Origin of the sequence: Micromonospora fulviviridis (assembly GCF_014648395.1) — a bacterium.
GTDB classification, from domain to species: Bacteria; Actinomycetota; Actinomycetes; order Mycobacteriales; family Micromonosporaceae; genus Micromonospora; species Micromonospora fulviviridis.
Genome location: NZ_BMRA01000003.1, coordinates 383,685 through 397,158 on the forward strand (window position 1 = coordinate 383,685; position 13,474 = coordinate 397,158).

A 13,474-nucleotide genomic window follows, 5' to 3' on the forward strand; every position below is an offset into this window, starting at 1 on the left:
CAGGGCCGTCGCCGGTACCGGCGGCGGCCCTGGTCCGTGCCCACCTGGGCCGGCGTATGCCGGCCGTGACCGAATCGAGGCGCTGTGGACACCACGCAGCCCGCGCCGCCCCCGCCGGTGGCCGTCGACGCACGGCCGGCCGGGGCGGTGCGCCGGGCGGTCCGCGAGCTGACCCTCGTCGCCGTGCTCTTCCTCGCGTACAAGGCGGGCCGGCTGGCGGTGGCCGGGCGGTCCGCCGACGCGCAGGTGAACGGGGAGCGGATCTGGTGGTTCGAGCGGCTGCTGCACCTGCCGGACGAGGTGGCAGTGCAGGCGCCGCTGCTCGTCCACGAGCTGCCGGTCCGGCTGGCCAACTGCTACTACGCGTACGTGCACTTTCCGGCCACCGCGCTGTGCCTGGTCTGGCTCTACCTCCGCCACCCCCCGCACTACCGGTGGATGCGGCGGGCGCTCGCCGCGCTCACCGCCTCGGCGCTGGCCCTGCACGTCCTCGTCCCGCTCGCCCCGCCCCGGATGACCGCGCTCACCGGCCTGGTGGACACCGGTAGCCGGTACGGCCCCGCCGTCTACGGCCCGCCGGAGGCCGACACGCTGAGCAACCAGTACGCCGCGATGCCCTCGCTGCACGTCGGCTGGGCCGTGGCCGTCGCCGTCGCGCTGATCACGGTCACCGCCGGGCGGTGGCGGTGGCTGTGGCTGGCCCACCCGGTCGTCACCCTGCTGGTGGTGGTCGGCACCGGCAACCACTACTGGCTCGACGGGGTGGTCGCGGTGACACTCCTCGGGCTGATCCTGGCGGCGCTGCCCCGGCCGGACGCGCCGCGCCGGCCACCGGCCGGGCCGGCGTCCGCCGCGCGGCTGCGCCCGCACGTGGTTCCGGCCCCGCGCCGCCCGGGCGGCGCGGCCCGCCGACGGAGCCCGCGGACCCCGTCGGCGGCCGACGCGCGGCTCAGGCCACCGCGCCGGGGGTGACCGCCGCCCGGCTCACCGGGTGGTGCACACGGTGCCGTTGAGCCGGAACGCGCCCGGCAGCACGTTCGGCCCGCTGTACGCGCCGACGAAGCCGGCGCTGGTGCTGCCGCCGCCGGCGGCGAGCCGGCGGTTGTCGGCGGTGCTGGTCACCCTGACCTCGGTGCCCACCTGCGACCAGTTGGCGCTCCAGCCGCTGCTCACCTGCTGCCAGCCGGTGGGCCAGGTCCAGGTCAGCGTCCAGCCGTCGAGCGCGCTCGGGCCGGTGTTCACGATCTCCATGGTCGCCACGTAGCCGTTGCCCCAGTCGGTGTCCTTGCCGAGGCGGACCGCGCAGGTGCTGGCCGCCGGGCTGCCGGTGGCGAAGGTGAGCGGCGGGGAGGACCAGGAGACCCGGCCCGCGGTGTCCCGGGCGAGCACGTTCAGGGTGTACCGGGTGCCCGGATCGAGGTTGCCGACGGTGAGCGAGGTGCCCGCCGTCTCGCCGAGTTGCTCGCTGGCCGCCCCCTGCTGCCGGTACACCTCGTACTTGGCGATCGGCGCGCCGCCGGGCGCGGCCGGCGGCCAGGAGATGGTCGCGCTCCGGTCGGTCACCGCGCCCGCGGTGGGCCGGCCCGGCGCCCCCGGCCGGCCGTCGGCCGCGCCGGCGGGGCGCAGCACAAGCGTGGTCAGCGAGTACGGCGGCAGCGTCCGGGAGGTCGCGCCACCCGACCGGCCCGTGGTCACCCCGCTCGCGCCGTTGGTCAGCGTGTGCACCGTCGGCGCCTCGTCCGCCGGGGTGAAGCCGGCGTAGTCGATCGCCACCGGGTGGGCGGTGTCCGGGTCCTTGTTCAGCAGCAGGACGGCCAGGCTGCCGTCGGGCCGGCGGGCGGCGTGCGCGGTGACCAGCGGCTGGTCGGTGCCGGCCCGGACGAGCTGGTCACCCGCCCGGACGAAGAGGTTCATCAGGGACAGCCCGTGGTACGGCGCGAACGGCGTGTTGAACGGCGGCTCGCAGACCGACCCGTCGGCCGTGCACCCGCCGCTGGAGAGCATCCCGAAGTCGCCGTAGTCGGTCTGCCCGGCGACCTCCGAGACCGTGCCGATCCCGTTGTGCACGTTCCACCACTGGACGGTGAAGACGCCCTGCTCCAGCAGCCCGCTGTAGGCGTCGGCCAGGAACAGGGCGCCCGGCTGGGTGTTCTGGCCGGCGCCGACGTTCAGCTCGGTGAAGCTGATCCCGATCCGACCGGAGTCCGGGCCGGCGTAGCGGGCGATCTGCTGGCGCAGCAGCCAGGCGGCGTCGGGGATGTGGCCGGTCCGGGCCAGGGACTCGGCGGCGGTGCCGCCCGGGTACCAGTGCACGTCCACGAAGTCGATCTTCGGTCCGGCGAGGGAGAGCACCGTCTGGTTCCAGGGGCCGGGGTCGGCGCCGGCGGTCAGCCCGTCCGGCCAGTTCGCCGGCATGGTCAGCACCGCGCCGACCTTGATGCTCGGGTCGACCGCCTTCATGGCGTCGGCGTACTCGACCACCAACTTGGCGTACTGGGTGGCGCTCCGGTCCGGGTGGTCGTCGGCCTCCCAGGCCGAGCCGTAGTGGCCGTTGCCGTAGTTCTCGTTACCGACCGTCCACCACTTCGCGCCGTAGCCCTTGGTGACGTTGGCGTACCGCACCCACTCGGCGGCCTCCACCGGGGTGCCGGTGCCGTAGTTGGCGATGATCATCGGCTGGGCGCCGACCCTCCTGGCCGCCGCCATGAAGGTGTCGAAGTCGGTGTTCGGGGCGACGTACCCGCCGGGCGCGGTGTGGGTACGCCAGTGGTAGATGTCGGCGTACGAGCCGCCGGGGTAGCGCAGCATCCGCACGCCGGCCGCGCGGAGCAGGTCCGACGTCTCGCTGCTGCCCAGGTGCTGGTCCCAGATGGCGTGGTTGACGCCGAGCGCGGTGTCCGGCACGGTGGCCAGCCCGGCGCGGGCGTTCACGGTCACGGTCACCGGGTCGGCCGCCGCGCCGGCGGCGGGCGGGTCGACGGCGGCCGGCGCCGCGGTGGCGAGCAGCAGGACGGCCGCGTACGCGGTGAGCCGGCGCGCTGTGGAGGGGGTTCTGCTCATGCGGGGTTCCTTCGTGGGTCGGGCGATCGTCTGTCCGCGTCGCCCTCCCGGAGTGGTGTCCGGGTGCCCAGGGAACGACGGTCGGCCCCGCGCGAGCCATCGACGTACCAGAATTCCACGCCGCCCCGGAGGCGTTCAAGGAGGACCCCGGGTACGCGGCTTAATTTATAGACAGGAGTCTTTACTGTTAACAAGGTTTAATTTATGTTCATTGGCATCTCCCACCGCCCCGAAGGAGTTGCCGCCATGCGTCGAAGAATCACCCTGCCGCTGCTCACCACGGGTGCCGTCACCGCCACGCTGGCGGTCGCCGCCCCCGCCCAGGCCCACGGCTACGTCTCCTCGCCTCCCAGCCGCCAGGCGCTCTGCGCCCAGAACCGGGTGCCCGACTGCGGCCAGATCAAGTACGAGCCGCAGAGCGTCGAGGGCCCCAAGGGCCTGAAGAGCTGCCACGCCGGCATCGCCCAGTTCGCCGTGCTCAACGACGACAGCCGCGGCTGGCCGGCCACCTCGGTCGGCAGCTCGGTGACGTTCACCTGGGTCAACACCGCCCGGCACGCCACCGCCAACTGGGAGTACTGGATCGGCAACACCCGGGTCGCGGTCGTCGACGGCGGGGGCCGCCAGCCCGACGCCACCGTGTCGCACACCGTCAACCTGGGCGGCTTCTCCGGCCGGCAGAAACTGCTCGCCGTCTGGAACATCGCCGACACGGCGAACGCCTTCTACTCCTGCGTCGACCTCCAGATCGGCGGCGGCGGCAACCCCACGCCCACCCCGTCGCCGACACCGACCCCGGCCCCGACCACGCCGAAGCCCACGCCCACCCCGACCAGCTCGCCGGCCCCCGGAGGCACCTGGACCGCCGGGCGCGCCTACCAGGTGGGGGACACGGTCACCTACAACGGCCTGACCTACCGCTGCCGTCAGGCGCACACCGCGATCCCCGGCTGGGAACCGCCGAACGTGCCGGCGCTGTGGCTCCAGATCTGACCGGACGGGTGCGGCCACGCTCCGCGTGCGCCGCACCCGACACCCGCCGTACCCCCGATCGGAGGACCGGTATGCGCCGCCCGCTCGCCGCCGTCCTGCTGGGCGCGCTGCTCGCCGTGGCCGGCTGCACCGGCCAGCCGGCGCCGACCGCCGCCACCCGCCCCGGGCCGGCCGTCGAGACCGCGACCAGCGGCATCGACGCGCTCTTCCTGGCCATGATGGTGGCGCACACCGGGCAGACCCTGGAACTCGTCCAGGTCGGGCTCGACCGCGGCACGGACCCGGAGCTCCGCACGCTGATCGCCGCCGTCCGCGCCACCGAGACCGACGAGCTCGCCACCATGCGCGGCTGGCTGCGCGAGGCCGGCCCGTCCGCGGTGGCGGCCGCCGAGCGGCACGACCACTCCGGCCACAGCGACGCCACCGCCGGGCTGGCCCGGCTGCGGGCCGCGCCGGCCGGCCAGGTCGACCGGGTGCTCATCGACGTGCTCACCGCGCACCAGCGGACCGCAGCGGACCTGGCCCGCGCCCAGGTCCAGGCCGGCACCAGCGCCCGGGTACGCGACCTCGCCGGCCGGATCGAACGGTCCCGGACTGCCGAGGTCGCGCTGCTGGTGAAGCTGCGCGCCCGGTGAGGCGGGCGGCGGTCAGTCGGGCAGCGACCGGGCCACCAGCAGCGCCCAGCCCAGGCAGCCGAGGGCCGCCGTGTTCAGCACCGCCCGGACCACGTTCCAGCGCACCCAGGCGCCCTCGAACGCCGCGCGCAGTTCCGCCGGGTCGGCCAGCCGGGCGGCGCCCGCCTCGAGCCGGTCGTTGAGCGGCACGTTCACCGCCGCGGTCACCGCGAGCACCAGCATGTAGAGCGCCAGGGCGGCGATCAGCCAGGGCAGCGGTCCGCGCCGCCCGGCGGGCAGGTGCAGCAGGACCGCCGCGAGGGTGCAGACCAGCGCGCCGCCGAAGCACAGCGCGAACCAGCCGTTGAGGATGGCCTGGTTGATGGACCTCATGCCGGCCACGAAGGCCCGGTCGTCCACCCGGGCCAGGCCCGGCATCACCGCGTACGCGAAGGCCGCGAAGAGCCCCGCCGTCAACCCCGTGGTCACCGTGGCCAGCAGCAGTACGCCGGCCCGGACGTTCGATGCGATCATGGCGTCCATTGCACACCGGGTGGGCTGGACGCTCCATGGCCGGAACGCCGGGAACCATACGCCAGCGTCTACGCTCATCGGGTGGACGTCCTCGCCGACGTGCTCCGCGGGCTGCGCGCCCGGGACGCCTTCCTGCTCCGTACCGTGATGGACCCGCCCTGGTCGATCCGGGTCCGCGACGCCGCCCCGCTGAGCGTCACCACGGTGGTCCGGGGCAGCGCGTGGGTGGCGCCCGACGGCGGCGCCCCGGTGCCGCTGCGACCCGGGGACGTGGCCGTGTTGCGCGGGCCCGACCCGTACACGGTGGCCGACCACCCGGACACCCCGCCGCAGGTGGTGATCCATCCCGGGCAGCGCTGCACCACCCTCGGCGGGCAGGAGCTGACCGAGACCATGGCGCTGGGCGTGCGTACCTGGGGCACCCGGCCGGACGGCGCGACCGCCCTGCTCACCGGCACGTACGCCAGCAGCGGCGCGGTCGGCGCCGGCCTGCTCGCCGCACTGCCGCCCCTCGTGGTGCTGACCGCCGCCGACGGCGACCTGCCGGTCGTCGGGCTCCTCGCCGCGGAGCTGGACCGGGACGGTCCCGGGCAGGAGGCGGTGCTGGACCGGCTGCTCGACCTGCTCGTCATCGCGGTGCTGCGCACCTGGCTGGGCCGACCCGGCGCGCAGCCGCCCGGTTGGTACCGGGCCTACGCCGACCCGGTGGTGGGCCGCGCGGTCCGGCTGGTGCAGCACGACCCGGCCCGCGCCTGGACGGTGGCCGACCTCGCCGCCGCCACCGGCGCCTCGCGGGCCGCGTTCGCCCGCCGGTTCACCGAACTGGTCGGCGAGCCGCCCATGACCTTCGTCACGAGTTGGCGCCTCACGCTCGCCGCCGACCTGCTGCGCGACACCGAGCTGACCCTCACCGCGGTGGCCCGCCGAGTGGGCTACAGCAGCCCTTTCGCGCTCAGCGCGGCCTTCAAACGGGTCCGTGGCGTCAATCCGCGCGACCACCGCGCCACGGCCTGAGCCGGCCCCGGGTCGCCGGTGATCCCGGTAAACCGGCCGCGCGATGTCGCAGCCCATGACTACGCTTCCTGCCGGACGCCGCCCCACCGCCCGTCACCCCGCGCCCTCACCGGCGCGCGGCGCCGCCAGCGCCCCCGACCGGACCTGAACCAGGAGACTGTTTGTGACCCAGCAACCTGTCGCGACATCGAACAAGCTCGACGCCGCGGTACTCAAGGTGGCCGGCGTCGTCGTGCTCGGTGCGATCATGTCGATCCTCGACGTGACGGTCGTCAGCGTGGCGCTGCCGACGTTCCAGAACGAGTTCGACGCCTCGTACGCCCGGGTGGCGTGGACGATGACCGGCTACACGCTCGCACTGGCCACGGTGATCCCGCTCAGCGGGTGGGCCGCCGACCGGTTCGGCACCAAGCGCCTCTACATGGTGGCGCTGGCGCTGTTCACCATCGGCTCCGGGCTGTGCGCCACCGCCGACTCGATCGGTGAGCTCATCGCCTGGCGCGTGGTCCAGGGCCTCGGCGGTGGCATGCTCATGCCGCTCGGCATGACGATCATGACCCGTGCGGCCGGCCCGCACCGGATCGGCCGGCTCATGGCCGTCCTCGGCATCCCGATGCTGCTCGGCCCGATCGGTGGCCCGATCCTCGGCGGCTGGCTGATCGACACCGCCAGCTGGCACTGGATCTTCCTCATCAACCTGCCGATCGGCGTCGTCGCGCTGATCTACGCCCAGCTCGCGCTGCCGAAGGACAACCCCGAGCCGTCGGAGTCGTTCGACTTCCTCGGCATGCTGATGCTCTCGCCCGGCCTGGCCCTCTTCCTCTACGGCGTCTCCTCGCTGCCGGAGGCCGGCACGGTCCGCGACAACGGCGTCTGGCTGCCCATGCTGGTCGGCGCCGTGCTCGTGGTGGCCTTCGTGTTCTACTCGTTCCGGCCCCAGCACCCGCTGCTCGACCTGCGGCTGTTCCGCAACCGCAACCTGACCATCGCCGCGGCGACCCTGTTCGTCTTCATCATCGCGTTCATGGGCGCGGGCCTGCTGTTCCCGAGCTACTTCCTGCAGATCCGCGGTGAGTCGACGCTGACCGCCGGCCTGCTGATGGCGCCCCAGGGCATCGGCGCGATGCTGACCATGCCGATCGCCGGCATGCTGGCCGACAAGGTGCCGGTCGGCCGGACGGTGCCGTTCGCGCTGGTGCTCATCGCCGCCGGGTTCTTCACCTTCACGCAGGTCGACCCGCACACGTCCTACTGGCTGCTCTGCGGCTCGCTGTTCGTGATGGGCCTCGGCATGGGCGGCACCATGATGCCGATCATGACCTCGGCGCTGAAGACGCTGCACGCCGCCGAGGTGGCCCGCGGCTCGACGCTGGTCAACATCCTCCAGCAGATCGGCGGCTCGGTCGGCGCCGCGGTGATGTCGGTGATCCTCACCAGCCGGCTGAACGGCTCCGAGGTGATCCCGGGCGTGACCGACCCGAGCGGCAACCCGGTCAGCGAGGCCGACCTGGCCATCGGTTCGCAGCTGCGGCCGGAGCTGCTCCAGCAGTTCCCGGTGCCGCCGACGCTGATCGAGCGCGGGCTCGACTTCGCGGCCGGCTCCTTCGCGACCACCTTCTGGGTGGGCTTCGGGCTGGTGCTGCTCACCTTCATCCCGGCCGCGTTGCTGCCGCGCCGGCGCGAGCCGTCGCACCTGCTCGACGGCGAGGCGGGGGAGGGACAGCGTCCCACCCCGGTCCCGATCCACTGACCGGCCGGTCGGGCCGCGGGGCAGCGTCCCGGCGGCCCGATCCGGGCCGGCTCGCCGTCGCGGGGCCTGACGCCAACCGGCGTCAGGCCCCGCCGGCCGTCCGGGCCTCGCCGGCCCGGCGGATGTCGAGCAGGTGGTGCTCGGCCTCGTGGACCGTGTGCCGGCCGAGCCAGCGCAGCGTCCGCGCCTCGCGCCGCGGCCACGGGTAGACGCCGGTGCGGTCCAGCTCCACCTCGCCGAGCGCCGCGAAGCGGGCCGCGAACTCGTCGGCGGCCGTGGCCAGGTCGACGAGGACCACCTCGGGGTCCTGCGCGTTGTAGCGCTCGGTGATCACCAGCTCGTCGCGGCCCATCGGGTGGAACTCCGGCTCGTCCACGCGCAGCGCCAGCGCAACCCGCTCACCCTGGACGCGGAACACGTCCCGGACGTGGCAGGCGTACTCCAGCGGTGACCACACCTCCGGGGCCGGCCGCCGGCGCGGGTCCGGCACCCCGTGCAGGGCGGCCGGATAGCGCGCGGCAAGGTCGCGCAACCGCTGCGGCAGCTCCCCGCTGCCGAGCGCCGAATAGACGAACAGGCACTCGTCACACCGATCCACGCGCTCAGCGTAGGCGGTGCGGCGGATCCGCCGCCGCCCGCGGAGGTTCCGGCGCAGGATGGGCGGAGGGGCGCCGGCGTCCGGGGCGCCCGCCGCCGGGAGACGAGGGGGAGCCGCCGATGACCGCCAACCGGGAGATCGTCGCGGACGCCTTCGCCGCCTGGACCGCCGGCACCGGCAGCATCACCGACATCTTCGCCGAGGACCTGCGCTGGGAGATCATCGGCCGTTCCGTGGCGGCCGGGTTGTACCAGCCCGCCCGGCAGTTCGTCGAGGAGGTGCTCAAGCCGTTCGAGGCGCGCTTCACCGCGGAGGATCCCTTCCGGCCCGTGCTGATCCGGGGCATCCACGAGGATCCGACCACCGGGACCGTGGTCGTGGCGTGGAACGGCGCGGGCACCACGACGATCGGCACGACGTACACCGACACGGTCGCCTGGTTCCTGCGGATGCGCGACGGCAAGGTGGTCGAGGGGACCGCCTTCTTCGACAGCATCGCCTTCAACGAGCTGTGGCAGGACGTGCCGGCCTGACGCTCGCCCGCGGAGCGGGTCGCCCGCCCGCCCGCGCCGGGGTGCGGGCGTCGCGTAGGCCAGGATGGGCGCGTGGACTTCGAGCCTCACCGGGGTGAGCTGCTGGCGTACTGCTACCGGATGCTGGGCTCGTTCCACGAGGCCGAGGACCTGGTCCAGGAAACCATGCTGCGCGCGTGGCGCGCCCGCGACCGGTACGACCCCACGCGCGCCTCGGTACGGACCTGGCTGTACCGGATCGCCACGAACGTGTGCCTGACGGCGCTGGAGGGGCGGGCGCGGCGGCCCCTGCCGTCCGGGCTGGGCGCGCCGAGTGCCGACCCGGGGGCGCCCCTCACACCGGCGCTGGACATCCCGTGGCTGCAGCCGTTTCCCGACGCCCGGATCGACCCGGAGGTGCGGACCGACCTGCGGCTCGCGCTGGTGGCCGCGGTGCAGGTGCTGCCGGCCCGCCAGCGGGCCGTGCTCCTGCTCCGAGCCGTGCTGAACTTCAGCGCCGCCGAGGTCGCCGCGCAGCTCGACACCACGGTGGCGGCGGTCAACAGCGCGCTGCAGCGCGCCCGCGTCGCACTCGCGGACGTCGGTGACGCCGGCGAGGTGACCGAGCCGGACGATCCGCGGGTGCGTGCCGTGATCCAGCAGTACGTGCGGGCCTTCGAGGCGGCGGACGTTCCCGCGCTCGTGCGGCTGCTCACCGACGATGCGGTCCTGGAGATGCCGCCGGTGCCCCTCTGGTATCGCGGCAGCCGCGACTACGGCCGGTTCCTGGACCGGGTGTTCCGGACCCGTGGGACGGGCTGGCGCATGACACGCCTGAGCGCCAACGGGCAACCGGCGCTCGCCGCGTACGCACCGCAGCCCGACGGCACCCACGGGCTGCACACGTTGCAGGTCCTGACGGTCGCCGGCGGCCGGGTCGCGCACAACGTCGTGTTCGCCGATCCGGGCGTGTTCGAGGCGTTCGACCTGCCAGAGCAGCTGGCTCCCGACGATTTCCGCCGGGTGCGATGAGTCCGGCCGGTGCCGCCGGTACGTACCGGTGAGCACCCACCGAAGGGACATCATCGTGAGCGTCATCGTCATCCAGTTCGTCACCCTCGACGGGATCGTGTCCGACCCGGACGGGTCCGGGGGCACGCCCGCCGGTGGCTGGGCCTTCCGGCACGGCCCGGAGACCGTCGCGGGGGACAAGTTCCGCCTCGGCAGCCTGCTCGACGAGGGAGTCATGCTGCTGGGGCGTACCACCTGGGAGTTGTTCGCCCGGCTCTGGCCCGGACGCGACGACCCCTTCTCACGCCGGATGAACGCGGTGCCCAAGCTGGTCGCCACCCGCACGCTGAGCGACGTCTCGGCGTGGGGGAACTCCCGCATCGTCGACGGCGACGTCGTCCACGCGGTCCGGAACGAGCGGCGCGACGTCATCGTGACCGGCAGCCTGCGCGTCGTGCACACGCTGATGGCCGAGGACCTGATCGACGAGTACCGCCTGCTGACCTTCCCCACGATCCTCCGCACCGGCCAGCGGCTCTTCCCCGCCGGCGGCCCGCCCGCGTACCTGGAGTGCCTGTCGGCGGAGCAGGCGGGCGCCGCCGTCCTCGCGCGGTACGGACGGCCGGCACGCTGACCGCATCGCCTTCGACGAACCGCGGGAGGACGTGCCGGGGTAGCGCCTAGGCTGGCCGGGGGAGCGGGTGAGAGGCGGGAGCGGTGGAGGCTGGCGGTCGGGACCGGTCGAGGGCGCGGCGGAACGGCCTGCTCCTGGCCGGCCTGCTGGCCGTGGTCGGCCTGATCCTGCTGCTGCTCGCCCTCACCGTCGCCAACGGCGCGGTCGCCGGCGTCGAGGTCGTGCTGGCCCTGCTGCTGCTGGTCGCCAGCTACGCCATCCAGTTCGCGGCCCGCCGCGACACCCTCTACCGGGACCGGCGGCGGCGGTGAGCGGGTCGGGTGCCGGGCGGGGCTAGGCTGACGCGGTGGATCAGGAAGACCGGATCGCGCTGTTCCTCGACTACGAGAACCTGGCGCTGGGTGTACGGGACCATCACGGTGGCCGCGCGTTCGACCTCCGTCCGATCGCCGACGCCCTCGCCGAGCGCGGCCGGGTGGTGGTGCGTCGGGCGTACGCGGACTGGTCGTACTTCGACGAGGACCGGCGGATGCTCACCCGGTCGCACGTCGAGCTCATCGAGATCCCCCAGCGGATGGGCGCCTCGCGGAAGAACGCCGCCGACATCAAGATGGCCGTCGACGCCGTGGAGCTGGCCTTCGAGCGGGAGTACATCTCGACGTTCGTGATCGGCACCGGGGACAGCGACTTCACCCCGCTGGTGCACAAGCTCCGGGAACTGAACAAGCGGGTCATCGGGGTCGGCGTGGAGAACTCCACCTCGGCGCTGCTCCCGCCGGCCTGCGACGAGTTCCTCTTCTACGACCGCCTCGAAGGGGTCGACGTGCCCCCCGCGGCGGGCCGTCGGGGCCGGGTGGCCCGTCCGGCGGGCACCGGGGCGCCGGCGCCGGCCGAGCGGCCGGCCGAGCCGCCCGTCGAGGTGGCGCCGGCCGCCGAGGAGCCGGCGCGGGACGTCGACACGCTCGCCGTGCTGGTGGCCCAGACCGTGGCCGGCATGCAGGGCAGCTCCAGCGGCGAGGTGACCGCCTCCGGCCTGAAGCGCACCCTGCTCCGCAAGGATCCGACGTTCAGCGAGTCCGACTACGGCTTCCGCACCTTCGGGGAGCTGCTGCGCCACCTGGCCGGGCACAACGTCATCGAGCTCGCCGCCGGGCCCGCCAAGGGCGACCCGGAGGTGTCGTTGCCCGAGCGGGGTGACCGGGAGGTGGCCTTCGCGCTGCTGCGGTCCGTGGTGGTGGACCTGGCCGGTGAGGGCGGCGCGGTGGCGCTGTCCGGGTTGAAGGACCAGCTCCGCCGGGCGCGGCCCGACTTCAGCGAGAAGAAGCTCGGCTACCGCAGCTTCCTCCAGTTCTGCAAGGCCGCCGCCACGAGCGGCGCCGTGGAGCTGCGGTGGAGCGCGGAGGCCGAGGACTACCTGCTCACCCCGCACACCGCCTGATCGCCGGGCGGGCCCCGGCTCAGCTCCGGCGGCAGAGCAGCGGGTCCACCACCGGCAGCCGGAGCGGATCCAGGCAGATTCCCGATCTGGCGGGGCCGCTCGGCGACGGCGAGCCGGTCGGCGTCGCGGTGGGGCCTGCCGTGGGGGTTCCGGTGGGGCTCACCGCCGGGGGCGGGTTCCCGGTCGGGCTCACCGCCGGCGGGGTGGTCGACGCCGCCGGCGTCGCGGGCGCCGTGGCGCGGGAGGGCAGCACGATCTGTGCCGTGCCGGCCCGGACCGGGGTCTGCCCCGCGGTGGCGTGCGTGGCCCCGTCGGCCGGGCGGGGGATCCGGGTGGGTTCGCCGGCCGGCGACGGGGCCGGAGCGCCGTCGCGTTCGCCCTCGGGGCGGGGGACCGGGTCCGGCGCGAGGTCGCCGTCCGGGGCGCCGGCGGGACTGCCCGTCGCCGCCCGGGGCACCGGCTCGGCTGTCGCTGGCCAGGTGCCCGCGGCCGACATCCCGAGGAGCACCGCGACGGCGACGACCCCGGCCGCGGCCAGGCGCTCCGGCCGCCGCCGTACCGCCGGGGCGTCCTCGACGCCGAGCGGCCGCCCGGGCCGGGGCCGGGCCGCGCGGTGGGCGGCCAGCAGCGCGTCGAGCCGCGCGGCGACGGCGTCACGGGTCCCGGTGGCGGTGGCGTACGCCAGGGTGAGGTAGAAGCGGACGTTCGCCGCCGCGCTGGCCGGCACCCGCAGCCCGACCGGGCGCCCGCCGTCCCCGGGGTGCAGCAGGGTGACCGGCACGTCCGGGTGGTGCCCCGGCCCCAGCAGGTCACGGTGGGCCCACTCGCGCCGGCCGGCCCGCCCGGCGAAGGCGATCCGCCGGTCGGTCACCACGGCGGCGCCGGTGTCGACCACCCGCAGCCCGGTCGGGAGCGGGCCGTCGGCCGGGTCGAGCAGCTCCGCGGTGAGCGTCGGGTCCGGTGCGGGGAGCCCGGGCAGGTGCCGGGCCTCCGCCTCGACCAGCTCCGCGACCGGCAGGATCCGGTAGACCACCTCGCCGTCGTCGAGCGGCACCGGCAGCTCGGTGCCGGGCAGGGCGCACCCGTGGAACCCGGTCGCCTCGATCCGTAGCCGTTCCAGGTGCTCGTCGCGCCGGCGCCACTCGCGGGCCGCCGCCTCGTACGCGCGCCGCCGGCGTTCGTTCTCGCGCCGCGCCCATGCAATCTGCCGTCCCAGCTCGGGGTGAGGCCCGACCGGGGTGGACCGTCTCGCCGTCACACCCGGTACAACGTCCTCCACCCACCGTGGACACGTGAGGGTGGCTATCGTCCGCTTT

The 13,474-nt window shown here is 74.6% G+C and carries 14 protein-coding genes; 10 read left to right on the forward strand and 4 right to left on the reverse strand.

Going from position 1 to position 13,474, the window contains the following annotated elements; all coding sequences use genetic code 11:
• Positions 1 to 84 precede the first annotated feature (84 nt).
• Positions 85 to 972, forward strand: coding sequence for a phosphatase PAP2 family protein (locus IEY96_RS10335; RefSeq protein WP_189194583.1), 888 nt, complete (start codon positions 85 to 87; stop codon positions 970 to 972).
• Between the two features lie 12 nt (positions 973 to 984).
• On the opposite strand, the gene IEY96_RS10340 is transcribed toward IEY96_RS10335, so the two are convergent.
• Entirely contained in the window at positions 985 to 3,060 is a 2,076-nt protein-coding gene (locus IEY96_RS10340) for a cellulose binding domain-containing protein (RefSeq protein ID WP_189194584.1), read from the reverse strand.
• Between the two features lie 246 nt (positions 3,061 to 3,306).
• Here IEY96_RS10340 and IEY96_RS10345 point away from each other — a divergent pair, with 246 nt between their 5' ends.
• Positions 3,307 to 4,053, forward strand: coding sequence for a lytic polysaccharide monooxygenase (locus IEY96_RS10345; RefSeq protein ID WP_189194585.1), 747 nt, complete (start codon positions 3,307 to 3,309; stop codon positions 4,051 to 4,053).
• 71 nt (positions 4,054 to 4,124) lie between these two features.
• Positions 4,125 to 4,688, forward strand: a complete 564-nt coding sequence (locus IEY96_RS10350; protein WP_189194586.1) for a DUF305 domain-containing protein — start codon at positions 4,125 to 4,127, stop codon at positions 4,686 to 4,688.
• Positions 4,689 to 4,700: 12 nt separating this feature from the next.
• Here the strand turns inward: IEY96_RS10350 and IEY96_RS10355 are convergent, their stop codons facing one another.
• Positions 4,701 to 5,201, reverse strand: coding sequence for an anthrone oxygenase family protein (locus IEY96_RS10355; RefSeq protein WP_229791497.1), 501 nt, complete (start codon positions 5,199 to 5,201; stop codon positions 4,701 to 4,703).
• Between the two features lie 81 nt (positions 5,202 to 5,282).
• Between IEY96_RS10355 and IEY96_RS10360 the strand changes: the two genes are divergently transcribed.
• Positions 5,283 to 6,215 carry an AraC family transcriptional regulator gene (locus tag IEY96_RS10360; RefSeq protein ID WP_189194588.1) on the forward strand — a complete coding sequence of 311 codons (933 nt, stop codon included), beginning with the start codon at positions 5,283 to 5,285 and terminating at the stop codon, positions 6,213 to 6,215.
• Positions 6,216 to 6,378: 163 nt separating this feature from the next.
• Positions 6,379 to 7,965: a DHA2 family efflux MFS transporter permease subunit gene (locus tag IEY96_RS10365; protein WP_189194589.1), complete on the forward strand. Its 1,587-nt coding sequence runs from the start codon at positions 6,379 to 6,381 to the stop codon at positions 7,963 to 7,965.
• Between the two features lie 82 nt (positions 7,966 to 8,047).
• On the opposite strand, the gene IEY96_RS10370 is transcribed toward IEY96_RS10365, so the two are convergent.
• Positions 8,048 to 8,563, reverse strand: coding sequence for a DinB family protein (locus IEY96_RS10370; protein ID WP_189194590.1), 516 nt, complete (start codon positions 8,561 to 8,563; stop codon positions 8,048 to 8,050).
• A 119-nt stretch (positions 8,564 to 8,682) separates the two neighbouring features.
• Here IEY96_RS10370 and IEY96_RS10375 point away from each other — a divergent pair, with 119 nt between their 5' ends.
• The 5 genes from IEY96_RS10375 (at position 8,683) to IEY96_RS10395 (ending at position 12,158) form a co-directional block, all read left to right on the forward strand.
• On the forward strand, positions 8,683 to 9,096 hold the full coding sequence (locus tag IEY96_RS10375) for a nuclear transport factor 2 family protein (RefSeq protein WP_189194591.1): 414 nt from the start codon (positions 8,683 to 8,685) through the stop codon (positions 9,094 to 9,096).
• A gap of 72 nt (positions 9,097 to 9,168) precedes the next feature.
• Positions 9,169 to 10,107: a sigma-70 family RNA polymerase sigma factor gene (locus IEY96_RS10380; protein WP_189194592.1), complete on the forward strand. Its 939-nt coding sequence runs from the start codon at positions 9,169 to 9,171 to the stop codon at positions 10,105 to 10,107.
• Between the two features lie 55 nt (positions 10,108 to 10,162).
• On the forward strand, positions 10,163 to 10,720 hold the full coding sequence (locus tag IEY96_RS10385; RefSeq protein WP_189194593.1) for a dihydrofolate reductase family protein: 558 nt from the start codon (positions 10,163 to 10,165) through the stop codon (positions 10,718 to 10,720).
• Between the two features lie 83 nt (positions 10,721 to 10,803).
• Complete coding sequence (locus IEY96_RS10390; RefSeq protein WP_189194594.1) at positions 10,804 to 11,031, forward strand: hypothetical protein; 228 nt, start codon at positions 10,804 to 10,806, stop codon at positions 11,029 to 11,031.
• A gap of 35 nt (positions 11,032 to 11,066) precedes the next feature.
• Positions 11,067 to 12,158: a PIN domain-containing protein gene (locus IEY96_RS10395; protein WP_189194595.1), complete on the forward strand. Its 1,092-nt coding sequence runs from the start codon at positions 11,067 to 11,069 to the stop codon at positions 12,156 to 12,158.
• A 19-nt stretch (positions 12,159 to 12,177) separates the two neighbouring features.
• On the opposite strand, the gene IEY96_RS10400 is transcribed toward IEY96_RS10395, so the two are convergent.
• On the reverse strand, positions 12,178 to 13,416 hold the full coding sequence (locus tag IEY96_RS10400; RefSeq protein ID WP_189194596.1) for a hypothetical protein: 1,239 nt from the start codon (positions 13,414 to 13,416) through the stop codon (positions 12,178 to 12,180).
• Positions 13,417 to 13,474 lie beyond the last annotated feature (58 nt).

What these genes read in the sequence shown, in the direction of transcription:
- IEY96_RS10340 (WP_189194584.1), bottom strand. Translation starts at nt 3,060, where the DNA reads ATGAGCAGAACCCCCTCCACAGCGCGCCGGCTCACCGCGTACGCGGCC.
- IEY96_RS10345 (WP_189194585.1), top strand. Translation starts at nt 3,307, where the DNA reads ATGCGTCGAAGAATCACCCTGCCGCTGCTCACCACGGGTGCCGTCACC.
- IEY96_RS10350 (WP_189194586.1), top strand. Translation starts at nt 4,125, where the DNA reads ATGCGCCGCCCGCTCGCCGCCGTCCTGCTGGGCGCGCTGCTCGCCGTG.
- IEY96_RS10355 (WP_229791497.1), bottom strand. Translation starts at nt 5,201, where the DNA reads ATGATCGCATCGAACGTCCGGGCCGGCGTACTGCTGCTGGCCACGGTG.
- IEY96_RS10375 (WP_189194591.1), top strand. Translation starts at nt 8,683, where the DNA reads ATGACCGCCAACCGGGAGATCGTCGCGGACGCCTTCGCCGCCTGGACC.